The organism is Bacillus sp. FSL W8-0920, assembly GCF_038593215.1.
GTDB classification, from domain to species: Bacteria; Bacillota; Bacilli; order Bacillales; family Bacillaceae; genus Bacillus; species Bacillus pumilus.
The window spans coordinates 1-24649 of the sequence record NZ_CP151974.1; the positions used below are offsets into that span (position 1 = coordinate 1).

A 24649-nucleotide genomic window follows, 5' to 3' on the forward strand; every position below is an offset into this window, starting at 1 on the left:
ATGGAAAATATTTTGGATCTGTGGAATAAAGCACTTCTAAAAATAGAGACAAAGTTGAGCAAGCCCAGTTTTGAGACATGGATGAAATCGACAAAAGCCCATTCTCTTCAAGGTGATACGCTTACAATTACCGCACCAAATGAATTTGCTAGAGACTGGCTGGAATCAAGATATCTTCACTTAATTGCTGATACCATCTACGAACTGACAGGTGAAGAGCTCAGTATTAAATTTATTATTCCTCAAAATCAGGATGAAGTGGAAGCTATGCCAAAGTCTCCAATTAAAAAAATGTCTAAAGAAGATCCCGTCGATATTCCACAAAATATGCTGAATCCAAAATATACATTTGATACTTTTGTTATTGGTTCAGGCAACCGATTTGCGCATGCCGCTTCACTTGCAGTTGCGGAAGCACCAGCAAAAGCATATAATCCGCTCTTTATTTATGGGGGCGTTGGTTTAGGAAAGACTCACTTGATGCATGCGATTGGTCATTATGTCATCGACCATAATCCATCAGCCAAAGTGGTCTATCTATCATCTGAAAAATTTACAAATGAATTTATCAACTCAATCCGAGACAACAAAGCTGTCGATTTCCGTAATCGCTATCGGAATGTCGATGTGCTTTTGATAGATGATATTCAATTTTTAGCAGGAAAAGAACAAACACAAGAAGAATTTTTCCATACATTCAACACACTTCACGAAGAAAGTAAGCAAATCGTCATTTCTAGTGATCGGCCGCCGAAAGAAATTCCGACACTTGAAGACAGATTACGCTCTCGATTCGAATGGGGCTTAATCACAGACATTACCCCGCCAGATTTAGAAACGCGTATTGCGATTTTACGAAAAAAGGCAAAAGCAGAGGGATTAGACATTCCGAATGAAGTCATGCTTTATATTGCCAATCAAATCGACAGCAACATTCGTGAACTGGAGGGTGCTTTGATTCGTGTCGTTGCTTATTCTTCTTTAATTAATAAAGATATCAATGCGGATCTAGCAGCTGAGGCGCTAAAGGACATCATTCCTTCATCGAAGCCAAGGATCATTACAATTAAAGATATTCAAAGAATTGTAGGGCAGCAATTTAATATTCGCTTAGAGGATTTCAAAGCGAAGAAACGTACGAAGTCAGTTGCTTATCCAAGACAAATTGCCATGTATCTCTCTAGAGAAATGACTGATTCCTCTCTGCCTAAAATAGGAGAAGAATTTGGAGGTCGTGATCATACGACTGTCATTCATGCTCATGAGAAGATTTCGAAATTAATCGTTGAAGATGAACAGCTTCAGCAGCATGTGAAAGAAATCAAAGAACAATTAAAATAACCTAGCTGATATAATAAGTACGGGAAAATGTGAATAACTAGAGCATAGTCATACACAGTCTGTCCACATGTGGATAGGCTGTCTTTCCTTTCTTATTACCGACTTATCCACATATTCACAAGCCCTACTATTACTTCTACGATTTTTATTAATAAAATATATATACATGTCATTAAGAAAATTTAGGAGGACCACTATGAAATTCACGATTCAAAAAGATCGTCTTGTCGAAAGTGTCCAAGATGTATTAAAGGCCGTATCCTCTAGAACAACGATACCTATTTTGACAGGGATAAAAATTGTTGCATCTGATGAGGGGGTTTCTCTCACAGGAAGCGACTCTGATATCTCAATTGAATCCTTTATTTCTCAAAGAGATGGAGATTTAGAAGTGATCACGATTGATCGTCCAGGGAGTATTGTGCTTCAGGCCCGCTTCTTTAGTGAAATTGTGAAGAAACTGCCAATGGCTACTGTCGAAATTGAAGTAGAACAAAATCACCTTACCATTATCCGTTCTGGTTCAGCGGAATTTAACTTAAACGGCTTAGATGCTGAGGAATATCCGCATCTTCCGCAAATTGAAGAGCATCATGCATTTCAAATTCCGACAGACCTGCTTAAAAACTTAATTCGTCAAACTGTTTTTGCAGTGTCCACCTCAGAAACACGACCTATCTTGACAGGTGTAAACTGGAGGGTAGAAAAAGGTGAATTAATATGCACAGCGACGGATAGCCACCGTCTTGCTTTAAGAAAAGCGAAGTTGGATATTGACGAGGAAAGCTCATACAATGTCGTGATTCCAGGGAAAAGTTTAACAGAGCTAAGTAGAATCCTTGATGATGGACAAGATCTTGTGAGCATCGTAATTACAGAAACTCAAGTTCTCTTTAAAGCACAAAACGTGTTGTTCTTCTCAAGATTGCTGGATGGTAATTATCCAGATACAGCTCGCCTGATCCCGCAGGAAAGTAAAACGGATGTCGTGGTCAACACGAAGGAATTCCTTCAAGCCATTGATCGTGCATCACTTTTGGCAAGAGAAGGACGCAATAACGTCGTAAAGCTGTCAGCTGATCCTGAACAAAGCCTTGAGATTTCTTCTAATTCACCTGAGATCGGTAAAGTAGTCGAAACGGTTCAAGCAGATGACATTAAAGGGGAGGACCTTAAAATCTCCTTCAGTCCAAAATATATGCTGGATGCGTTAAAAGTATTAGAGGGAACTGAAATTCATGTAAGCTTCACTGGTGCCATGAGACCTTTCCTGTTGCGCACGCCAAATGATGATTCAATCTTGCAGTTGATTCTTCCAGTCAGAACATATTAATTCAACTAAAATAGCTGCTGTGAGAGTGCACAGCAGCTTTTCTTCTCGTTTACCATGCTTTCTTTCATCCCAGTTCGCTTTCCCCCTTTCCTTCTTGTCTTGTTTTTTAGTACAATTAGATATTAGTGATATTGAAAGAGGTCGATACAATGCCTAATCTTATAACCATTGAGAAAGAAATGATTACATTAGGGCAGTTTTTGAAATTAGCCGAAGTCATCCAATCTGGCGGAATGGCGAAATGGTTTTTAAGTGAACATGAGGTGTTCATTAATCAAGAGCCAGATAATAGACGGGGACGCAAACTATACCCAGGAGATGTTGTCGAGATAGAAGGTTATGGCACATTTCAAGTTGTGAATTAGAAACGGGTGACAATACATGTACATTCAAAGTCTGGCGTTAACTTCTTACCGAAACTATGAACACACCGAGCTTCAATTCGACAACAAGGTGAATGTCATGATCGGTGAGAATGCCCAAGGTAAAACGAACTTGATGGAAGCGATCTATGTATTGTCGATGGCAAAGTCGCATCGTACGTCAAATGATAAAGAACTTATCCGATGGGACCAAGACTATGCTAAAATAGAAGGTAGAGTCATCAAAAAAAATGGTCCACTCCCAATGCAGCTCGTGATCTCAAAAAAAGGGAAAAAGGGCAAGGTCAATCACATTGAACAACAGAAGCTCAGTCATTATGTTGGTGCGTTAAACACCATCATGTTTGCACCAGAGGACTTAAGTCTTGTGAAGGGCAGCCCGCAAATCCGCAGAAGATTTCTCGATATGGAGATTGGACAAGTTTCTGCTGTCTACTTGCATGATTTATCGCTCTATCAAAAAATTCTCTCTCAGCGGAATCATTACTTGAAACAATTGCAGACAAGAAAGCAAAAGGATCAAGCGATGCTGGAGGTTTTAACAGAGCAGTTGATTGATGCGGCAGCGAAAGTTGTCAAAAGACGACTGACTTTTACGAAACAGCTCGAGAAATGGGCGCAGCCGTTGCATTTTGGCATTTCTAGAGAGCTAGAAACACTCACGCTCCAATACCACACGGCGATAGAGGTATCAGAAGCGTCAGACTTGTCGAAAATAAAGAATAGCTATGAAGAATCGTTTCAGAAACTAAGAGACAGAGAAATAGACCGAGGAGTGACGCTGTGGGGACCTCACAGAGATGACCTTCTTTTCTTTGTGAATGGTCGGGATGTTCAGACATATGGCTCTCAAGGGCAGCAAAGAACAACAGCTCTTTCACTAAAGCTGGCAGAAATCGACTTGATACACGAAGAGATCGGAGAATATCCCATTCTTCTACTCGATGATGTTTTATCTGAACTTGATGATTACAGACAGTCTCATTTGCTCCATACCATTCAGGGACGTGTACAGACCTTCGTCACCACAACAAGTGTTGAAGGCATCGATCACGCCACCTTGAAAGAAGCGGAAATTTTCAGAGTAGCCAGTGGAAAAGTAATTGACTGATAAATGAGGTGTGGGTCTTGTATATTCATTTAGGTGATGATTGTGTTGTTTCTACACGAGAGATTGTCGCAATTGTTGATTACAAAATGAGGTCGTCTTCTGTTGTGGAAGAGTTTCTCCTAAAACAAGAAGGACAAATCATTTCGTTATCACAAGGGACACCCAAATCCATCGTCGTCACAACTAAATCTGTTTATTACTCTCCTCTTTCCTCAAGCACGCTCAAAAAACGTGCTTCATTTGTGATTGAAATTGAAGTCTAAAAGCTCAATTCATATAAATATATCGTTTAAGAAAAGTGTAGGTGAATGTACGTGGCAATGGAACAGCAACATAATAGTTATGATGAAAATCAGATACAGGTGCTTGAAGGACTAGAAGCTGTTAGAAAACGTCCAGGAATGTACATTGGGTCAACCAGTGCAAAAGGACTTCACCATCTTGTATGGGAAATTGTCGACAACAGTATTGATGAGGCTTTAGCTGGATATTGCACAGATATTACGGTGCAAATTGAAAAGGATAATAGCATTACAGTGAAAGATAATGGCCGCGGAATTCCTGTTGGGATTCATGAGAAAATGGGACGTCCTGCTGTAGAGGTTATTATGACTGTTCTTCACGCTGGCGGTAAATTTGACGGCAGCGGTTATAAAGTATCTGGCGGTCTGCATGGCGTAGGGGCATCTGTTGTTAATGCGTTATCTACGACCTTAGACGTGACCGTATATCGTGATGGGAAAATTCATTATCAACAATTCAAACGTGGTGTTCCAGTTGGAGATTTAGAGATCATTGGTGAAACAGATGTTACAGGGACAACCACTCATTTTGTGCCAGATACAGAAATTTTTACTGAAACCATTGAATTTGATTACGACACACTTGCCAACCGTGTACGTGAGTTAGCTTTCTTAACAAAAGGTGTCAACATCGTTATTGAAGATTTACGCGAGGGGAAAGAACGACGAAATGAATACTGCTATGAAGGCGGTATTAAGAGCTATGTAGAACATTTAAATCGCTCAAAAGAAGTCGTTCATGAAGAACCCGTTTACATCGAAGGTGAAAAAGATGGAATCACGGTTGAAGTGGCATTACAATATAACGATTCCTATACAAGCAACATCTATTCCTTCGCCAACAATATCAACACGTATGAAGGCGGAACACACGAAGCAGGCTTTAAAACAGGTCTGACACGTGTCATCAATGATTATGCTCGTAAAAATGGCGTATTCAAAGATGGAGACTCGAATTTGAGCGGTGAAGATGTGCGAGAAGGCTTAACAGCCATTATCTCCATCAAACATCCAGATCCTCAATTCGAAGGACAAACGAAGACAAAGCTCGGTAACTCAGAAGCAAGAACCATTACCGACTCCCTTTTCTCTGAAGCACTTGAGAAATTCCTCTTAGAGAACCCTGATGCTGCAAAGAAAATTGTGGAGAAAGGCGTGATGGCAGCTCGTGCAAGAATGGCTGCCAAAAAGGCACGTGAGCTGACAAGACGTAAAAGTGCACTGGAAGTCTCCAGCTTACCGGGGAAACTGGCGGATTGTTCTTCTAAAGACCCTTCCATCTCTGAACTTTATATCGTAGAGGGAGATTCTGCGGGTGGATCTGCTAAGCAAGGTCGTGATCGTCACTTCCAAGCAATCTTACCGTTAAGAGGGAAGATCCTAAACGTAGAAAAAGCGCGACTAGATAAAATTCTATCGAACAACGAGGTTCGGTCAATGATTACAGCGTTAGGGACTGGAATCGGAGAAGACTTTAATTTAGAGAAAGCTCGCTATCACAAAGTTGTGATCATGACGGATGCGGATGTCGATGGAGCGCACATTCGAACGCTGCTTTTAACATTCTTCTATCGCTACATGCGTGAAATCATTGAAAACGGTTATGTGTATATTGCGCAGCCACCTTTATTTAAAGTGCAGCAAGGTAAACGTGTTGAGTATGTGTATAACGATAAACAGCTAGATGAGCTGCTAAAGACATTGCCTCAAACACCAAAACCTGGACTTCAGCGCTATAAAGGTCTTGGAGAAATGAACGCAACTCAGCTTTGGGAAACAACAATGGACCCTGATGCGAGAACACTTCTTCAAGTCACACTTGAGGATGCGATCGATGCTGATGAGACATTTGAAATGCTCATGGGAGATAAAGTAGAGCCGAGAAGAAACTTTATCGAAGAAAATGCGCAATACGTGAAAAACCTCGATATTTAGATAGATCCCTACTGAGAACAACCTTATTTCTTGTTTGGAATAAGGTTGTTTTTCAAGAAATAGGGGCGTGTAACCAATGTCCTGTTTTTCCGTGTTTTCGCTGATTTTCTAGTAAATAAATGTGTATAAAGACGAGATTATTGATATAATGGAGAATAGTCTTGTGAAGATAAATACATATTTTACTCCCACATAATTTATTTCATGTGATACGTAAAGGGAGGTTCTTATAGTGAGTGAACAACATACACCAAATGTACGCGAAGTGAATATTAGTCAGGAAATGCGTACGTCTTTTTTAGATTATGCAATGAGTGTGATTGTGTCGCGTGCATTACCAGATGTGCGTGATGGATTAAAGCCCGTGCATCGAAGAATTTTGTATGCGATGAATGACCTAGGTATGACAAGTGATAAACCATTTAAGAAATCTGCACGTATCGTCGGGGAAGTTATCGGTAAGTATCACCCTCATGGTGACAGTGCTGTATACGAAGCGATGGTTCGTATGGCGCAAGACTTCAACTATCGTTATATGTTAGTAGATGGTCATGGAAACTTTGGTTCAGTCGATGGAGACGGAGCAGCGGCGATGCGTTACACCGAGGCACGTCTATCGAAGATTTCTATGGAAATCCTCCGTGATATCACTAAGGATACCATTGATTATCAGGATAACTATGACGGCAGTGAAAGAGAGCCAATGGTGATGCCTGCAAGATTCCCGAACTTATTGGTCAACGGAGCGACAGGAATTGCTGTAGGAATGGCGACCAATATTCCGCCACACCAATTAGGTGAAGTGATTGATGGGGTATTGGCTATCAGTCAAAACCCTGAAATGACCACACAGGAACTTATGGATATCATCCCAGGTCCAGATTTCCCAACAGCAGGCCAAATCATTGGCCGAAGTGGTATTCGGAAGGCGTATGAGACAGGGCGCGGCTCTATTACATTAAGAGCAAAATCGGATATTGAGGAAACATCTAGTGGTAAACAGCGCATTGTTATCAATGAGATTCCTTACCAAGTCAACAAAGCCCGTTTAATTGAAAAAATTGCTGATCTTGTGCGTGATAAAAAGATTGATGGCATTACAGACTTGCGTGATGAATCAGATCGTAATGGTATGCGTATTGTCATTGAACTGCGTAGAGATGCAAACGTTCATGTTCTATTAAACAATCTTTATAAACAAACGACACTTCAAACGTCTTTTGGTATCAACTTATTAGCACTTGTTGATGGACAGCCGAAAGTCTTGTCCCTCAAACAATGTCTTGAGTATTATCTAGAGCATCAAAAAGTGATCATTCGCAGAAGAACAGCATATGAGCTGCGTAAAGCAGAAGCAAGAGCACACATTTTAGAAGGTCTGAGAATTGCACTTGATCACTTAGATGAAGTCATTGCTTTAATTAGAGGCTCTCAAACTGCAGAAATTGCGAGAAATGGTTTGATGGAGAACTATAGCTTGTCTGAAAAACAGGCACAGGCCATTCTTGATATGCGACTTCAGCGTTTGACTGGTCTAGAACGAGAAAAGATAGAAGATGAATATAAAGGACTTGTTGATTTGATTGCTGAATTAAAAGCCATTTTAGCAGACAATGAGAAAGTACTTGAAATCATTAGAGAAGAATTAATAGAAATTAAAGAACGCTTCAATGATACGCGCCGTACTGAAATTGTGACAGCGGGTATTGAAACAATTGAAGACGAAGATTTGATTCCTGTTGAGAACATCGTGATTACGCTGACGCATAATGGTTATATCAAGCGTCTCCCTGCATCAACATACCGCAGTCAAAAAAGAGGCGGTAAAGGTGTCCAAGGAATGGGAACCAACGAAGATGATTTCGTTGAACAGTTGATTTCAACATCGACCCACGATACGATTCTTTTCTTCTCTAATAAAGGGAAGGTATATCGTGCGAAAGGGTATGAGATTCCTGAATTCGGACGGACAGCGAAAGGGATTCCGATCATTAACCTTCTTGAAGTAGAAAAGGGAGAATGGATTAACGCCATTATTCCAGTAAGCGAATTTGATGAAAATTCGTACCTCTTCTTTACAACAAGACACGGTGTATCAAAACGGACGACATTGTCTCAGTTCGCTAACATTCGAAACAACGGTCTTATTGCACTTAGCCTTCGTGACGAGGATGAACTGATGGCTGTTCGTTTAACCAATGGAGAAAAACAAATCATCATTGGAACGAAAAAGGGGATGCTGATTCGTTTCGCCGAGACAGATGTTCGTGAAATGGGACGTACGGCAGCTGGGGTCAAAGGGATTACACTTTCTGAGGATGACATCGTCGTTGGAATGGAAATCCTTGAGCCAGATGCAAACGTATTGATCGTAACCGAAAGAGGTTATGGTAAATTAACGCCTGAAAAAGAATATCGTGTTCAAACTCGAGGCGGTAAAGGTCTTAAAACATGCAAGATCACTGACAACAATGGTCCGCTTGTCACAGTGAAGGCGACCAATGCTGAAGCTGAAGAAGACTTGATGATTATTACAGGGAGCGGTGTCATCATTCGTATGGCCGTTTCAGACATTTCGACAACAGGCCGTGTCACTCAAGGTGTCCGCCTAATCCGTCTTGGTGATGAGGAACATGTCGCAACAGTGGCATTAGTTGAACAATCACAAGAAGACGATGAAGATAATGAAGAGAACGTAGAGAATATAGAGTCAGATCAAGAGCAATCTGAGTAAAAATAAAGCCGGTTTTTCACCGGCTTTATTTTTTTTGAAAAAACATCACTTTTTTTGAAATTTATAATGCTTTTTTCATAGATATGTGTTAATCTTTCAAAGGAGCAAAAAGAGGCTCTATTTTTTATCTCATTCCCCAGTAAAAACTTCTTAGAAAAACAAAATGTTTTTTAAGAAAAATGTTGACTGTTGATAGAGATATATGATATATTTAAGTGGTCGCTTTAAGAGAGTGACACACAAGTTCTTTGAAAACTAAACAAGACAAAACGTACCTGTTAATTCGAGTTTTTATAAAAAAATCCTATGTTATATCATAGGTAGTCAGTCAAACGCTGACGAAAAACAAAACTTCGGTTTTGTACTTTTTCGGAGAGTTTGATCCTGGCTCAGGACGAACGCTGGCGGCGTGCCTAATACATGCAAGTCGAGCGGACAGAAGGGAGCTTGCTCCCGGATGTTAGCGGCGGACGGGTGAGTAACACGTGGGTAACCTGCCTGTAAGACTGGGATAACTCCGGGAAACCGGAGCTAATACCGGATAGTTCCTTGAACCGCATGGTTCAAGGATGAAAGACGGTTTCGGCTGTCACTTACAGATGGACCCGCGGCGCATTAGCTAGTTGGTGGGGTAATGGCTCACCAAGGCGACGATGCGTAGCCGACCTGAGAGGGTGATCGGCCACACTGGGACTGAGACACGGCCCAGACTCCTACGGGAGGCAGCAGTAGGGAATCTTCCGCAATGGACGAAAGTCTGACGGAGCAACGCCGCGTGAGTGATGAAGGTTTTCGGATCGTAAAGCTCTGTTGTTAGGGAAGAACAAGTGCGAGAGTAACTGCTCGCACCTTGACGGTACCTAACCAGAAAGCCACGGCTAACTACGTGCCAGCAGCCGCGGTAATACGTAGGTGGCAAGCGTTGTCCGGAATTATTGGGCGTAAAGGGCTCGCAGGCGGTTTCTTAAGTCTGATGTGAAAGCCCCCGGCTCAACCGGGGAGGGTCATTGGAAACTGGGAAACTTGAGTGCAGAAGAGGAGAGTGGAATTCCACGTGTAGCGGTGAAATGCGTAGAGATGTGGAGGAACACCAGTGGCGAAGGCGACTCTCTGGTCTGTAACTGACGCTGAGGAGCGAAAGCGTGGGGAGCGAACAGGATTAGATACCCTGGTAGTCCACGCCGTAAACGATGAGTGCTAAGTGTTAGGGGGTTTCCGCCCCTTAGTGCTGCAGCTAACGCATTAAGCACTCCGCCTGGGGAGTACGGTCGCAAGACTGAAACTCAAAGGAATTGACGGGGGCCCGCACAAGCGGTGGAGCATGTGGTTTAATTCGAAGCAACGCGAAGAACCTTACCAGGTCTTGACATCCTCTGACAACCCTAGAGATAGGGCTTTCCCTTCGGGGACAGAGTGACAGGTGGTGCATGGTTGTCGTCAGCTCGTGTCGTGAGATGTTGGGTTAAGTCCCGCAACGAGCGCAACCCTTGATCTTAGTTGCCAGCATTTAGTTGGGCACTCTAAGGTGACTGCCGGTGACAAACCGGAGGAAGGTGGGGATGACGTCAAATCATCATGCCCCTTATGACCTGGGCTACACACGTGCTACAATGGACAGAACAAAGGGCTGCGAGACCGCAAGGTTTAGCCAATCCCATAAATCTGTTCTCAGTTCGGATCGCAGTCTGCAACTCGACTGCGTGAAGCTGGAATCGCTAGTAATCGCGGATCAGCATGCCGCGGTGAATACGTTCCCGGGCCTTGTACACACCGCCCGTCACACCACGAGAGTTTGCAACACCCGAAGTCGGTGAGGTAACCTTTATGGAGCCAGCCGCCGAAGGTGGGGCAGATGATTGGGGTGAAGTCGTAACAAGGTAGCCGTATCGGAAGGTGCGGCTGGATCACCTCCTTTCTAAGGATATATGGAGCAGCGTGCGTTTTCGTCTTGTTTAGTTTTGAAGGAACTTGCAAAAGATCCTACAACATCATATCTTCGATATGAAAGATGGGCCTGTAGCTCAGCTGGTTAGAGCGCACGCCTGATAAGCGTGAGGTCGGTGGTTCGAGTCCACTCAGGCCCACCATCTTCTATTAAATCGGGGCCTTAGCTCAGCTGGGAGAGCGCCTGCCTTGCACGCAGGAGGTCAGCGGTTCGATCCCGCTAGGCTCCACCAACGTGTTCTTTGAAAACTAGATAACAATAAGTAATACATTCACATTGAATGCAATGCAAAGTTCATCACACATAGTGATTCTTTCTAAAGTAAGAAATGGTTAAGTTAGAAAGGGCGCACGGTGGATGCCTTGGCACTAGGAGCCGATGAAGGACGGGACGAACACCGATATGCTTCGGGGAGCTGTAAGCAAGCTTTGATCCGGAGATTTCCGAATGGGGAAACCCACTGCTCGTAATGGAGTAGTATCCATACTTGAATACATAGAGTATGAGAAGGCATACCCGGGGAACTGAAACATCTAAGTACCCGGAGGAAGAGAAAGCAAATGCGATTCCCTGAGTAGCGGCGAGCGAAACGGGAACAGCCCAAACCAAGAGGCTTGCCTCTTGGGGTTGTAGGACACTCTATACGGAGTTACAAAGGAACGATATAAGCGAAGAGGTCTGGAAAGGCCCGCCAAAGAAGGTAACAGCCCTGTAACTGAAATGTTGTTCTCTCCAGAGTGGATCCTGAGTACGGCGGAACACGTGAAATTCCGTCGGAATCCGGGAGGACCATCTCCCAAGGCTAAATACTCCCTAGTGACCGATAGTGAACCAGTACCGTGAGGGAAAGGTGAAAAGCACCCCGGAAGGGGAGTGAAATAGATCCTGAAACCGTGTGCCTACAAGTAGTCAGAGCCCGTTAAAGGGTGATGGCGTGCCTTTTGTAGAATGAACCGGCGAGTTACGATCCCGTGCAAGGTTAAGCAGAAGATGCGGAGCCGCAGCGAAAGCGAGTCTGAATAGGGCGCATGAGTACGTGGTCGTAGACCCGAAACCAGGTGATCTACCCATGTCCAGGGTGAAGTTCAGGTAACACTGAATGGAGGCCCGAACCCACGCACGTTGAAAAGTGCGGGGATGAGGTGTGGGTAGGGGTGAAATGCCAATCGAACCTGGAGATAGCTGGTTCTCTCCGAAATAGCTTTAGGGCTAGCCTCAAGGTAAGAGTCTCGGAGGTAGAGCACTGATTGGACTAGGGGCCCCTACCGGGTTACCGAATTCAGTCAAACTCCGAATGCCGATGACTTATCCTTGGGAGTCAGACTGCGAGTGATAAGATCCGTAGTCGAAAGGGAAACAGCCCAGACCGCCAGCTAAGGTCCCAAAGTATACGTTAAGTGGAAAAGGATGTGGAGTTGCTTAGACAACCAGGATGTTGGCTTAGAAGCAGCCACCATTTAAAGAGTGCGTAATAGCTCACTGGTCGAGTGACTCTGCGCCGAAAATGTACCGGGGCTAAACGTATCACCGAAGCTGCGGACTGTTCTTACGAACAGTGGTAGGAGAGCGTTCTAAGTGCTGTGAAGTCAGACCGGAAGGACTGGTGGAGCGCTTAGAAGTGAGAATGCCGGTATGAGTAGCGAAAGACGGGTGAGAATCCCGTCCACCGAATGCCTAAGGTTTCCTGAGGAAGGCTCGTCCGCTCAGGGTTAGTCGGGACCTAAGCCGAGGCCGAAAGGCGTAGGCGATGGACAACAGGTTGATATTCCTGTACCACCTCCTCACCATTTGAGCAATGGGGGGACGCAGGAGGATAGGGTAAGCGCGGTATTGGATATCCGCGTCCAAGCAGTTAGGCTGGGAAATAGGCAAATCCGTTTCCCGTAAAGGCTGAGCTGTGATGGCGAGCGAAATTTAGTAGCGAAGTTCCTGATTCCACACTGCCAAGAAAAGCCTCTAGCGAGGTGAGAGGTGCCCGTACCGCAAACCGACACAGGTAGGCGAGGAGAGAATCCTAAGGTGATCGAGAGAACTCTCGTTAAGGAACTCGGCAAAATGACCCCGTAACTTCGGGAGAAGGGGTGCTTCTTAGGGTGTTAAAGCCCCGAGAAGCCGCAGTGAATAGGCCCAGGCGACTGTTTAGCAAAAACACAGGTCTCTGCGAAGCCGTAAGGCGAAGTATAGGGGCTGACGCCTGCCCGGTGCTGGAAGGTTAAGAGGAGCGCTTAGCGTAAGCGAAGGTGCGAATTGAAGCCCCAGTAAACGGCGGCCGTAACTATAACGGTCCTAAGGTAGCGAAATTCCTTGTCGGGTAAGTTCCGACCCGCACGAAAGGCGCAACGATCTGGGCACTGTCTCAACGAGAGACTCGGTGAAATTATAGTACCTGTGAAGATGCAGGTTACCCGCGACAGGACGGAAAGACCCCGTGGAGCTTTACTGCAGCCTGATATTGAATGTTGGTACAGCTTGTACAGGATAGGTAGGAGCCTTGGAAACCGGAGCGCTAGCTTCGGTGGAGGCATCGGTGGGATACTACCCTGGCTGTATTGACCTTCTAACCCGCTGCCCTTATCGGGCAGGGAGACAGTGTCAGGTGGGCAGTTTGACTGGGGCGGTCGCCTCCTAAAATGTAACGGAGGCGCCCAAAGGTTCCCTCAGAATGGTTGGAAATCATTCGCAGAGTGTAAAGGCACAAGGGAGCTTGACTGCGAGACCTACAAGTCGAGCAGGGACGAAAGTCGGGCTTAGTGATCCGGTGGTTCCGCATGGAAGGGCCATCGCTCAACGGATAAAAGCTACCCCGGGGATAACAGGCTTATCTCCCCCAAGAGTCCACATCGACGGGGAGGTTTGGCACCTCGATGTCGGCTCATCGCATCCTGGGGCTGTAGTCGGTCCCAAGGGTTGGGCTGTTCGCCCATTAAAGCGGTACGCGAGCTGGGTTCAGAACGTCGTGAGACAGTTCGGTCCCTATCCGTCGCGGGCGCAGGAAATTTGAGAGGAGCTGTCCTTAGTACGAGAGGACCGGGATGGACGCACCGCTGGTGTACCAGTTGTTCTGCCAAGGGCATCGCTGGGTAGCTATGTGCGGACGGGATAAGTGCTGAAAGCATCTAAGCATGAAGCCCCCCTCAAGATGAGATTTCCCATTCCGCAAGGAAGTAAGATCCCTGAAAGATGATCAGGTTGATAGGTCTGAGGTGGAAGCGTGGTGACACGTGGAGCTGACAGATACTAATAGATCGAGGACTTAACCTATATTCTAATGTGAAGCTTGAACATTGTTATCTAGTTTTGAGAGAACATTCTCTCCATCAGGTTTGGTGGCGATAGCGAAGAGGTCACACCCGTTCCCATACCGAACACGGAAGTTAAGCTCTTCAGCGCCGATGGTAGTTGGGGGTCTCCCCCTGTGAGAGTAGGACGCCGCCAAGCTTGTATAAGGATCAGTTCCATACGGAACTGGTCTTTTTTGTTTTTTCTTCTAATAGCATCATGATATAAGCTGGAAACTTCTCTTCGGCAATCTCCATGTAGCGTTCAATCATGACGTAATCATCACTAATGTATTGAGACAGCAGCTCGTACCACCATTCAGTTTCGTAGCGGGCAATCATACTGAGGTTATACATTAATAAGTAATGACTGATGATCTCAGGAATCCCTAAAAAGGAATCACGCGTTGACGGAATATACCATTGATCCATTTCTAAATCATAATGAAGATGAGTAGCGAGCGCTGGGTTTTCTTCTAGAGATACATCAAACGTCAGCTTTTTCGCTTCTCTCTGTCTGAGTTTCCAACTTGTATGAAACTCAAAGTATTCAATAAAGCGTTCAGCAGACATGTTATAAAGCAATGGAATATGATCTTGAATCATCATCCCATTGGCCTTTTCCACTTTCACTAATGCTGAGGGCTGTTTTTGAAAATCTAGAATATGACTCATTTCCGGTATCTTTGAAAGGAGATGAATCATCGTAAATCGCTCATCTTCAAGTCCATTTAAATGAAATAGATGCTTTAACACATGCATGCATAGTCCATTTCGTTGAATTTTCACCTCATCTTCACTAAAACGGTAGTGCTGCTTCTTTCTCTTTCTCGATGTTACACCATGGGCCAAAACAGAGGTTTGAGAAGGATAGTGAGGATCAACTGTCAGTAAACAGGCCTTTAGTAACTGAGCCATTCCATAAAACAATAAAATGGGCTTCAGTTCGAGTGGAGCGATAGCTGCCTGTTCATAGAACGTATGGCCATGCTTTAAAAAATAAATAAACCGTTCACAGTTTTTATAGGCTTGCTGGTTTGCATCTTGAATGTTCCGTTTCTCATATTGTTGATATAGAAACTTTTGGGAAGTTTCGAGTGAGTAAAAACGTTTTAAATCCTTCCATCCTGAACTTTTCATCTTCTTCCTCAACTCTCTTTATATTTTCTAAAAATTGCAACTGTTTGTTGCTTCCTTGACATGCTGTTTGCTAGTTGATAATCTACATATAATATTTTGCCGAAAAGAGGGGGATTTACTAATGTGGGAAAGTAAATTTTCAAAAGAAGGTTTGACGTTTGACGATGTTTTGCTTGTTCCAGCTAAGTCTGAAGTACTTCCGCGAGATGTCGATTTATCAGTTGAGTTAACAAGCACATTAAAACTAAACATTCCAATTATCAGTGCAGGAATGGACACGGTGACTGAATCACAAATGGCGATTGCAATGGCACGTCAAGGTGGTCTTGGTATCATTCATAAGAACATGTCTATTGAGCAACAAGCAGAGCAAGTGGATAAAGTAAAACGTTCAGAGCGCGGCGTTATTACAAATCCATTCTTCTTAACACCTGAGCATCAAGTCTTTGATGCAGAGCACCTAATGGGTAAGTACCGTATTTCAGGTGTACCGATTGTAAATAACATAGAAGATCAAAAGCTTGTCGGTATTATTACGAACCGTGACCTTCGATTTATTTCGGATTATTCAATGAAGATTAGCGATGTGATGACAAAAGAGGAACTTGTGACAGCTTCTGTCGGTACGACGTTAGAAGAAGCTGAAAAAATCCTACAGCAATACAAAATTGAAAAATTACCTCTTTTAGATGACGAAGGAACGTTAAAAGGTCTCATCACCATCAAAGATATTGAAAAAGTGATCGAATTCCCTAACTCCTCTAAAGATGCACATGGTCGTTTAATTGTTGGTGCCGCTGTTGGTGTCACTGGCGATACAATGACTCGTGTGAGAAAATTAGTCGAAGCCAATGTGGATGTCGTTGTCATTGATACGGCACATGGTCATTCACAAGGTGTTCTAAACACTGTATCGAAAATCCGCGAAACATATCCTTCTCTTAATATCATTGCTGGTAATGTTGCAACAGCCGAAGCAACTAAAGCATTGTTTGAAGCAGGAGCCGATATTGTGAAAGTCGGTATCGGACCAGGATCTATTTGTACAACACGTGTTGTTGCAGGCGTTGGTGTACCACAAATCACAGCGATCTATGATTGTGCAACAGAAGCAAGAAAACATGGTAAAGCTATTATTGCAGATGGTGGAATTAAATATTCAGGTGATATCGTAAAAGCTCTAGCATCTGGTGGACATGCTGTAATGCTTGGAAGCCTTCTAGCTGGTACATCTGAAAGCCCAGGAGACACAGAAATTTTCCAAGGTAGACGCTTCAAAGTTTATCGCGGTATGGGTTCAGTCGCTGCAATGGAAAAAGGAAGTAAAGATCGTTACTTCCAAGAAGATAATAAAAAATTCGTTCCAGAAGGTATTGAAGGCCGTACACCATACAAAGGACCAGTCGTTGATACAGTGTATCAACTCGTTGGCGGTATCCGTTCTGGTATGGGCTATTGTGGAACACAGGACTTACGCTCTCTTAGAGAAGATGCACAGTTCATTCGCATGACTGGTGCAGGACTTCGTGAGAGTCATCCACATGATGTACAAATTACAAAAGAATCACCAAACTACACAATTTCTTGATAAATTGTGACAGTTAAATTACATTTGACAGGGTCTATGACTCTGTCTATTTTTTTTGTCTTTATTGTGATAAAATTTATACTGTTGTGTTGAAATAAGCCCTTGTGGATTAAATATATATGAAATATGTCGAAAAAAGATGATAACGGAGGTATGACGATTGAACAGCAAGATATTGAAACAGCTTATGGTCTCTATCCTTGCACTGGCATTGATTGTGACAGCATTTACACCAATGTCCAAAGCAAAAGCAGCTGAAGCTCCATTCAATGTGAATGCGAAAGCAGCGATCCTAATTGAAGCTTCTACAGGTAAGATCCTTTATAGTAAAAACGCAGAACAAAGACTACCTATTGCAAGTATGGCAAAGATGATGACAGAGTATCTTTTACTAGAAGCGATTGCTGAAGGCAAAGTGAAATGGGATCAAACGTATACGCCAGATGATTATGTATACGAAATTTCTCAGGACCGCAGTTTATCAAACGTTCCTTTGAGAAAAGATGGCTCGTATACAGTGAAAGAACTTTATCAAGCAACGGCTATTTATTCGGCAAATGCAGCAGCAATTGGCTTAGCAGAAGTGATTGCTGGATCAGAATCGAAGTTCGTTGAAAAAATGAATGCAAAAGCGAAAGAATTAGGTTTAACAAACTACAAATTCGTGAATGCAACTGGACTAGAAAATAAAGACTTACATGGCAAACAGCCAAAAGGTACAGGTCCTGATGAAGAAAGTGAAGTATCTGCGAAAGATATGGCATTGCTTGCACAGCATCTCATCAAAGACCACTCAGAAATTCTTGAAACATCAAGTATTGCGAAAACAAAGTTCAGAGAAGGCACAGACGATGAAATGGACATGCCTAACTGGAACTTCATGCTTAAAGGACTTGTGAAGGAATACAAAGGTGTAGACGGTCTGAAAACAGGTTCTACAGATTCAGCTGGTTCTAGCTTCACAGGTACCGCTAAGCAAGGTGACATGCGTGTCATCGCAGTGATCTTGAATGCAAAAGGTAATCTTCATACAGCACGTTTTGACGTGGCGAAAAAACTGTTCGATTATGCGTTTAAAAATTTCACGATGAAAGAAATGTACAAAAAAGGTCAACAGATCAAAGGACATGAAAACATCGAAGTCGACAAAGGCAAAGACAAAGAAGTACCTGTCGTTACGAAAGAAGCTTTCTCTGTGCCGGTAAAAAATGGCGACGAAAAGAGCTTTAAAGCAAAAGTAAATATCGAGAAAACAAAACTCGAAGCTCCTATTAAAAAAGGAACGAAGGTAGGCATGCTGACGACTTCTTATTCTGGTGATGAGAAGGACTACGGCTATTTGAATAAAGATCAATCAGGTGTTGAGCTTATAACCAAAACAGGCGATGAAAAAGCAAACTGGTTCATCCTTGCAATGCGTGGTGTAGGTGGATTCTTCGCTGGCATTTGGGGCGGAATCGTTGACACAGTAAAAGGTTGGTTCTAATAAAAAACTGCTCTCTATGCATGAGAGCAGTTTTTTATCGTTAAAAGAAAAGCGATTGTTTGTGATTTTGAGGAGTGGACAAGGCTTGCTGAAAAATACCACATAACTTTTCCACTCCCTCGGTCAGTGCCTTTTCATTCACATAAGAAAAGCTGAGGCGGATATAGTTTTGTTTCGGCTCTCCAGGATAGCACACAGAGCCAGGCAGAAAGGTGATTTGCTGTTTACGTGCCTCATGCAGCAGTGCACGTGTATCAACCCAGGAAGGAAAGCTAAGCCACAAATTGAGCCCACCCTGAGGAATTTGCCACGTCACATCTTTTGGTGCGTGCTTCGTTAACACATCTATCATTAAATCACGTCTCACCTTCAAGGCGGTTCTCAGCTTTTTCGTATGATCAATCATTTTCTTTGAAGTCAGAAATGGCAGAATGGCTTTTTGTGTGAGAAGAGGGCTGCCTAAATCATTATTGGCCTTTGCAGCTAATAAACGATTAAATATCGAGCCTGAAGCAGTGATAATCCCAATTCTGCATCCTGGAGCAAGTGTTTTACTTAAACCTCGTAAATAAATGACGTGTCCATCATGATCCAGACTTTTGATAGGTGCAGGCGGCTTCTTTTCGAAATATAGCTCACGATAAGGATCATCCTCTACAATCAGACAATCAATACTTTGAGCCAGTAAGAGAAGTTGTTTTCTGCGTTTCATTGACATACTGGCGCCTGTCGGACTGTGAAAAGTAGGAATCGTGTAGATGAGCTTTGGTTTATATTTATCACAAATGCTTTGAAGCTGCTTCATGTTCATTCCTTCATGATCAACCGGGACTGTAATAATTCTTGCCCCTCTCCCCATAAAGACATCAATGGCGCCTGGATAGGTCGGTGCTTCCATGACAACTACATCATCAGGACCGATAAACGCACGTGCGACCAGATCAAGCCCTTGCTGAGAACCACTAGTTACTAGGATATTCTCAGGAGTTGAAGGCACATCCAGCTTTTCTAAAAAAGACTGAATGACCTGCCGCAGCTGAAGATCCCCTTGAATTTCCCCATACTTTGACATGATTTGAGGATGTCTGGCCAGGACATGCTGCATTTCTTTTTCTAAATAACGGTTCGGCAAAAGCCCTGGATCGATCATAGAGGAAGAAAGGTTGATCGCTTCTTCGACATAGTGATACTGAGCAAATTGAGATCGTGGTAAATAATCCGGAATGGATAACTGCCAATCAAAAGAGGTAGATGACGGAATCGGAATCTCTGACTGCTTTTGAAGCTCATCCACAAACGTTCCTTTTCCTTGCACAGTCGTTAAATATCCGTCGTCCTTCAGCCGAGTGTATGCCTTTGCTGCCGTGACAAGACTCACATTCAACTGCTTTGCCAAATCACGTACAGTTGGCAGCTTATCTCCCTGTTGAAGTAAACCCGATTGGATATGATCAATGATTGAAAAGTAAATCTGATTTGAAAGCGATGTATCAGAATGTCGATGGATATCAATATGCATGAGAAACCTCCATTGAGTGCAAAATTGTTATACATGAATTTGAATTGTTATAGTTGCATTATAGCATGTAAATGACACTTCAAAGAAGGAATGACATATTTTTAGCAGGTAATCGTTTATATACAAGGGTTTAAGCTATTTTTTCGGCTGATTGAATTGTTATACTATTCTCTTTATTGTTATACTGTCTCGCTTGTATGATAAAGGGGTAAATCAATCGAATTGACAAATGGGAGGAAACTATTGTGAGCAATAAGGGAACTGAACGAGTGAAACGTGGAATGGCAGAAATGCAAAAGGGTGGCGTCATTATGGATGTCGTCAATGCTGAACAGGCGAAGATCGCAGAAGAAGCAGGTGCGGTGGCAGTTATGGCACTAGAACGAGTACCAGCTGATATCCGTGCAGCCGGCGGTGTTGCCCGTATGGCAGACCCAAGAATCGTAGAAGAAGTACAAAATGCAGTAACGATTCCAGTCATGGCAAAAGCACGTATCGGCCATATCGTCGAGGCTCGTGTTCTTGAAGCACTTGGTGTTGATTATATCGATGAGAGTGAAGTGCTGACGCCCGCAGATGAGGAATTCCATTTAAATAAAAATGAATACACAGTACCTTTTGTCTGTGGTTGCCGTGATTTAGGTGAAGCAACCCGTCGTATCGCAGAAGGCGCCTCTATGCTTCGTACAAAAGGGGAGCCTGGAACAGGCAACATTGTAGAAGCTGTCCGTCATATGAGAAAGGTCAATGCTCAGATTCGTAAGGTAGCATCAATGAATGAAGATGAACTGATGACAGAAGCGAAAAACCTAGGAGCACCGTATGAATTATTGCTTCAAATCAAAAAAGACTGCAAGCTCCCAGTTGTTAACTTTGCAGCGGGAGGCGTTGCGACACCAGCAGATGCTGCGTTAATGATGCAGCTTGGAGCAGACGGTGTATTTGTTGGATCGGGTATTTTTAAATCAGACAATCCAGCGAAATTTGCAAAAGCAATTGTTGAAGCAACGACTCACTTCACAGATTACCGTCTCATTGCAGAGCTTTCAAAAGAGCTTGGAACAGCCATGAAAGGAATTGAAATCTCAAATCTACTGCCAGAAGAGCGTATGCAAGAGCGTGGCTGGTAATTAAGGGAGCGCAAACGAACATGCTAACAATTGGTGTACTAGGGCTTCAAGGAGCCGTGAGAGAGCATATTCAATCGATTGAAGCTTGCGCTGCAGAAGGGAAGATCATCAAACGAGCAGAAGAGCTAGCATCTGTGGACGGTCTTATTATCCCTGGTGGAGAAAGCACGACGATGAGAAGACTCATGGATACGTACCAATTCATTGAACCGATCAAAGCGTTCGCTGCAGAAGGGAAACCGATTTTCGGAACATGTGCCGGTTTGATTATGCTGGCAAAGTATATAGAAGATCGAGACGATACTCATCTTGGACTGTTAAATGTATCTGTTGCACGGAATTCATTTGGCAGACAGGTAGACAGCTTTGAAGCAGATTTAGAAGTAAAAGGACTGGATGCGCCGTTTACAGGAGTGTTCATCCGTGCGCCTCATATCATCAGCGCAGATGAGAGCGTAGATATCATGGCTGAATATGATGGCAGGATTGTGATGGCGAAGGAAAACAATATCTTAGGCTGTTCTTTTCATCCAGAGCTGACAGACGACCACCGGTTAACACAGCTGTTTGTTGAAATGGTGAAGTCCTATAAAACGAAGCTCGCTGTATAAAACGGTTGAAAAGAGATAAAACTTATAGTACATTAAAATCACAATCAAAGATCGAAAAAGCGTTGACGGGAAATAGTAAGAAGCCCCTCTTTCTCAGAGAGCCGATGGTTGGTGCGAATCGGTGAAAGATGCAGTCTGAATCCATCCTTGAGCGAAATGCTGAAACACGTGAAGTAAGCATTTACGGTGATACCGTTACAGAGGAAAGAGGAAAGCATGCTTCTGCATGTTTTCAATCAGGGTGGCAACGCGAGAGCTCTCGTCCCTTTCATGGGATGAGGGCTCTTTTTATTTTTCGATAAAAAAAGGAGTGTTATACATGCTGGATATTAAACAACTGCGCACGGACTTTGATCAAATCAAAGAAAAATTAGCACACCGAGGCGAAGATTTAGCGGATTTTGATAAGTTTGGTGAGCTGGATCAAAAAAGAAGAGAACTAATCGGAAAAACAGAAGAATTAAAGAGCCGAAGAAATGAAGTATCACAGCAAGTGGCTGTTCTAAAAAGAGAAAAGAAAGACGCCGATCACATTATTCAAGAAATGCGTGAGGTAGGAGATGAGATTAAGAAGCTGGATGATGAGCTACGGACAGTAGAAGAAAGCTTGCAGCACATCCTATTCTCTATTCCGAATATCCCTCATGACACTGTACCAGTTGGGGAAACAGAAGATGACAACGTGGAAGTGAGAAAATGGGGCGAACAGCCGGCATTCTCATTTGAGCCAAAGCCACATTGGGACGTAGCGGATGAACTAAACATTCTCGATTTTGAACGCGCAGGAAAAGTCACAGGAAGCCGTTTCGTTTTTTATAAAGGGCTTGGCGCACGCTTAGAGCGCGCACTATATAACTTTATGCTCGATTTGCACGTAGATGAGTTTGGTTTTACTGAAGTGCTTCCACCTTACATGGTCAATAGAGCGAGCATGACAGGAACTGGGCAGCTTCCAAAATTCGAAGAGGATGCTTTTAAAATCCGTGAAGAAGATTATTTCCTCATTCCAACAGCTGAAGTACCTATTACTAACATGCACCGTGATGAAATAATTGAAGGGGAACAGCTGCCAATCAATTATGCAGCGTTCAGTGCTTGCTTTAGATCAGAGGCTGGATCTGCCGGCAGAGATACACGAGGACTCATCCGTCAGCATCAATTTAATAAGGTAGAGCTTGTGAAATTTGTAAGACCTGAAGATTCTTATGAAGAATTAGAGAAACTAACAAATCAAGCAGAAAAAGTCCTACAGCTATTAAACCTGCCATACCGTGTCATGAGCATGTGTACGGGAGATTTAGGATTCACGGCTGCGAAGAAATACGACATCGAAGTATGGATTCCGAGCCAAGATACGTATCGTGAAATTTCTTCTTGCAGTAACTTTGAAGCATTCCAAGCAAGACGTGCAAACATTCGATTCCGTCCAGAGCCTAAAGCCAAGCCAGAGCATGTGCACACATTAAATGGATCTGGTTTAGCAGTAGGAAGAACAGTGGCGGCCATTTTAGAAAACTATCAACAAGAGGACGGCACTGTGATTATTCCTGAAGTACTGCGTCCTTATATGGGAAATAAAGAAGTCATGAAATAAGATGCCGTTATGGCATCTTATTTCTTTTTCCCAAAAGTCCTACAGTTTTCCTAAATTTAGCCGATAGAAATACTAAAAGCTTCTAGGAAAGAAGGAATAACCTTGAATAGGCTTGACTATTATGTTGAAATGGCTCAATTAATTAGAAAAGTTCTAGATGAAAGTATCCTTTTCGGCATCACTGATACAGAGAAGGTGCTTTGTTACTATCCGTCTAAAACAATAGATTTTGGCATGAAGGTTGGGGACCCATTGAACCCAGAAGACCAAAACGTGGCGACGACATTAAGAGGACAAGAATATGACGGTCATTTACCAGAGTCTTTATATGGTTATGAAATTGCAGTAAAAGGTTACCCGATTTTTGATGAAAATAGAAAAGTAATTGGCTCTTTTTTAGTGGCATTTTCACATCATCGTGAAAAGAAATTAAGTGGTTACATGGAGCATATCAATGATGTAGCGAAAGAACTTCAAAGTGGAATTGAGCAAATTGCTGCGCATTCACAAGAGCTGGCTGCCACAAGTTTAGAAATAAGCGAACAGGCAGGAAGAGCGGAAGAGAAATCTGCAAATATTGAAGAAGTCGTCAAAACCATTGGCGGGATTGCTAGACAAACAAACTTGCTAGGCCTAAATGCTGCAATTGAAGCAGCAAGAGCAGGAGAGAATGGAAAAGGGTTTGCTGTCGTAGCTGATGAAGTTCGTAAATTATCAGATGGCTCAAAGGAAGCGGCTGAAACCATTAATACCTTCTTAAAAGAGATCCAAGACAGCATTGGCACTTTGTCTGAAAACATCTCACAAATCAGCAGTTCAACAAATGAACAAGCAAAACAAGTGACAGACTTTACGAAAATTATTGAATCATTAAATGAGTTTAAAGAAGAGATGAATCATTTTATTGAAGAGATTAGACAGGATACAAAATAGATCAAGAGCAGCCGTCGATGGCTGCTTTTTTATGGGCAGATTCTCATACCAAAATAACTTATTGAAATTTTTTTCGAAAAGATGTTGACTTGAAATAAAACGATATGGTATATTAATTCTTGTCGATACGGAGGAATACCCAAGTCCGGCTGAAGGGATCGGTCTTGAAAACCGACAGGGGTGTCAAAGCCCGCGGGGGTTCGAATCCCTCTTCCTCCGCCATATTGATTTTTTACCTTAGTTGAATTGAAACGCAAGCATAAAAATTGGAATTGTCAAACCGCTG

15 protein-coding genes, 3 tRNA genes, 3 rRNA genes and 1 other annotated feature are annotated in these 24649 nt (G+C 43.2%); of the genes, 19 read left to right on the forward strand and 2 right to left on the reverse strand.

Annotation, left to right across the window (positions count from 1 at the left end):
• The 12 genes from dnaA (at position 1) to rrf (ending at position 14522) form a co-directional block, all read left to right on the forward strand.
• Positions 1–1341: a chromosomal replication initiator protein DnaA gene (gene dnaA, locus NSS78_RS00005; protein WP_268494328.1), complete on the forward strand. Its 1341-nt coding sequence runs from the start codon at positions 1–3 to the stop codon at positions 1339–1341.
• Between the two features lie 196 nt (positions 1342–1537).
• Positions 1538–2674 (forward strand): DNA polymerase III subunit beta, encoded by a 1137-nt coding sequence (dnaN, locus tag NSS78_RS00010; RefSeq protein WP_050944677.1) that lies wholly within the window; start codon positions 1538–1540, stop codon positions 2672–2674.
• Between the two features lie 149 nt (positions 2675–2823).
• The gene (gene yaaA / locus NSS78_RS00015; RefSeq protein ID WP_003215257.1) at positions 2824–3039 is read left to right on the forward strand and encodes a S4 domain-containing protein YaaA; all 216 of its coding nucleotides are present in this window, start codon (positions 2824–2826) and stop codon (positions 3037–3039) included.
• A gap of 16 nt (positions 3040–3055) precedes the next feature.
• On the forward strand, positions 3056–4168 hold the full coding sequence (recF, locus tag NSS78_RS00020; protein WP_003215341.1) for a DNA replication/repair protein RecF: 1113 nt from the start codon (positions 3056–3058) through the stop codon (positions 4166–4168).
• Positions 4169–4185: 17 nt separating this feature from the next.
• Complete coding sequence (locus NSS78_RS00025; RefSeq protein WP_003214686.1) at positions 4186–4431, forward strand: extracellular matrix/biofilm biosynthesis regulator RemA family protein; 246 nt, start codon at positions 4186–4188, stop codon at positions 4429–4431.
• 57 nt (positions 4432–4488) lie between these two features.
• Positions 4489–6405: a DNA topoisomerase (ATP-hydrolyzing) subunit B gene (gyrB, locus tag NSS78_RS00030; RefSeq protein WP_034620352.1), complete on the forward strand. Its 1917-nt coding sequence runs from the start codon at positions 4489–4491 to the stop codon at positions 6403–6405.
• Positions 6406–6637: 232 nt separating this feature from the next.
• A complete protein-coding gene (gyrA, locus tag NSS78_RS00035) occupies positions 6638–9139 on the forward strand; it encodes a DNA gyrase subunit A (protein WP_003214767.1) in 2502 nt (833 codons plus the stop codon).
• A gap of 366 nt (positions 9140–9505) precedes the next feature.
• Positions 9506–11054 (forward strand): 16S ribosomal RNA (locus tag NSS78_RS00040).
• Between the two features lie 95 nt (positions 11055–11149).
• Positions 11150–11226 (forward strand) — tRNA-Ile (locus tag NSS78_RS00045).
• Positions 11227–11240: 14 nt separating this feature from the next.
• Positions 11241–11316: transfer RNA gene (locus NSS78_RS00050), tRNA-Ala, on the forward strand.
• A gap of 98 nt (positions 11317–11414) precedes the next feature.
• Positions 11415–14345 (forward strand): 23S ribosomal RNA (locus NSS78_RS00055).
• 61 nt (positions 14346–14406) lie between these two features.
• Positions 14407–14522: ribosomal RNA gene (rrf, locus tag NSS78_RS00060) — 5S ribosomal RNA — on the forward strand.
• Together the 16S, 23S and 5S rRNA genes with 2 tRNA genes alongside form the textbook arrangement of a ribosomal RNA operon.
• Before the next feature lie 11 nt (positions 14523–14533).
• Here rrf and NSS78_RS00065 read toward each other — a convergent pair.
• Positions 14534–15502, reverse strand: a complete 969-nt coding sequence (locus NSS78_RS00065) for a YaaC family protein (RefSeq protein WP_226804552.1) — start codon at positions 15500–15502, stop codon at positions 14534–14536.
• A 121-nt stretch (positions 15503–15623) separates the two neighbouring features.
• On the opposite strand from NSS78_RS00065, the gene guaB reads away from it, so the two are divergent.
• Together guaB and NSS78_RS00075 are read left to right on the forward strand one after the other, a co-directional pair.
• Positions 15624–17090, forward strand: coding sequence for an IMP dehydrogenase (gene guaB / locus NSS78_RS00070; RefSeq protein WP_003218109.1), 1467 nt, complete (start codon positions 15624–15626; stop codon positions 17088–17090).
• A gap of 160 nt (positions 17091–17250) precedes the next feature.
• Complete coding sequence (locus NSS78_RS00075; protein ID WP_212046734.1) at positions 17251–18576, forward strand: D-alanyl-D-alanine carboxypeptidase family protein; 1326 nt, start codon at positions 17251–17253, stop codon at positions 18574–18576.
• A 40-nt stretch (positions 18577–18616) separates the two neighbouring features.
• Here the strand turns inward: NSS78_RS00075 and NSS78_RS00080 are convergent, their stop codons facing one another.
• Positions 18617–20095: a PLP-dependent aminotransferase family protein gene (locus tag NSS78_RS00080; RefSeq protein ID WP_212046733.1), complete on the reverse strand. Its 1479-nt coding sequence runs from the start codon at positions 20093–20095 to the stop codon at positions 18617–18619.
• Positions 20096–20340: 245 nt separating this feature from the next.
• Between NSS78_RS00080 and pdxS the strand changes: the two genes are divergently transcribed.
• From pdxS to NSS78_RS00105, 5 genes are all read left to right on the forward strand, one after another.
• Complete coding sequence (pdxS, locus tag NSS78_RS00085) at positions 20341–21225, forward strand: pyridoxal 5'-phosphate synthase lyase subunit PdxS (protein ID WP_212046732.1); 885 nt, start codon at positions 20341–20343, stop codon at positions 21223–21225.
• A gap of 20 nt (positions 21226–21245) precedes the next feature.
• A complete protein-coding gene (gene pdxT / locus NSS78_RS00090) occupies positions 21246–21836 on the forward strand; it encodes a pyridoxal 5'-phosphate synthase glutaminase subunit PdxT (RefSeq protein WP_212046731.1) in 591 nt (196 codons plus the stop codon).
• A 53-nt stretch (positions 21837–21889) separates the two neighbouring features.
• Positions 21890–22106 (forward strand) — a binding site (T-box leader).
• A gap of 49 nt (positions 22107–22155) precedes the next feature.
• A complete protein-coding gene (gene serS, locus NSS78_RS00095; protein ID WP_065097774.1) occupies positions 22156–23430 on the forward strand; it encodes a serine--tRNA ligase in 1275 nt (424 codons plus the stop codon).
• Between the two features lie 102 nt (positions 23431–23532).
• Positions 23533–24363 carry a methyl-accepting chemotaxis protein gene (locus tag NSS78_RS00100; RefSeq protein WP_003218096.1) on the forward strand — a complete coding sequence of 277 codons (831 nt, stop codon included), beginning with the start codon at positions 23533–23535 and terminating at the stop codon, positions 24361–24363.
• Between the two features lie 129 nt (positions 24364–24492).
• Positions 24493–24585, forward strand: a tRNA-Ser gene (locus NSS78_RS00105).
• Positions 24586–24649: the final 64 nt, after the last annotated feature.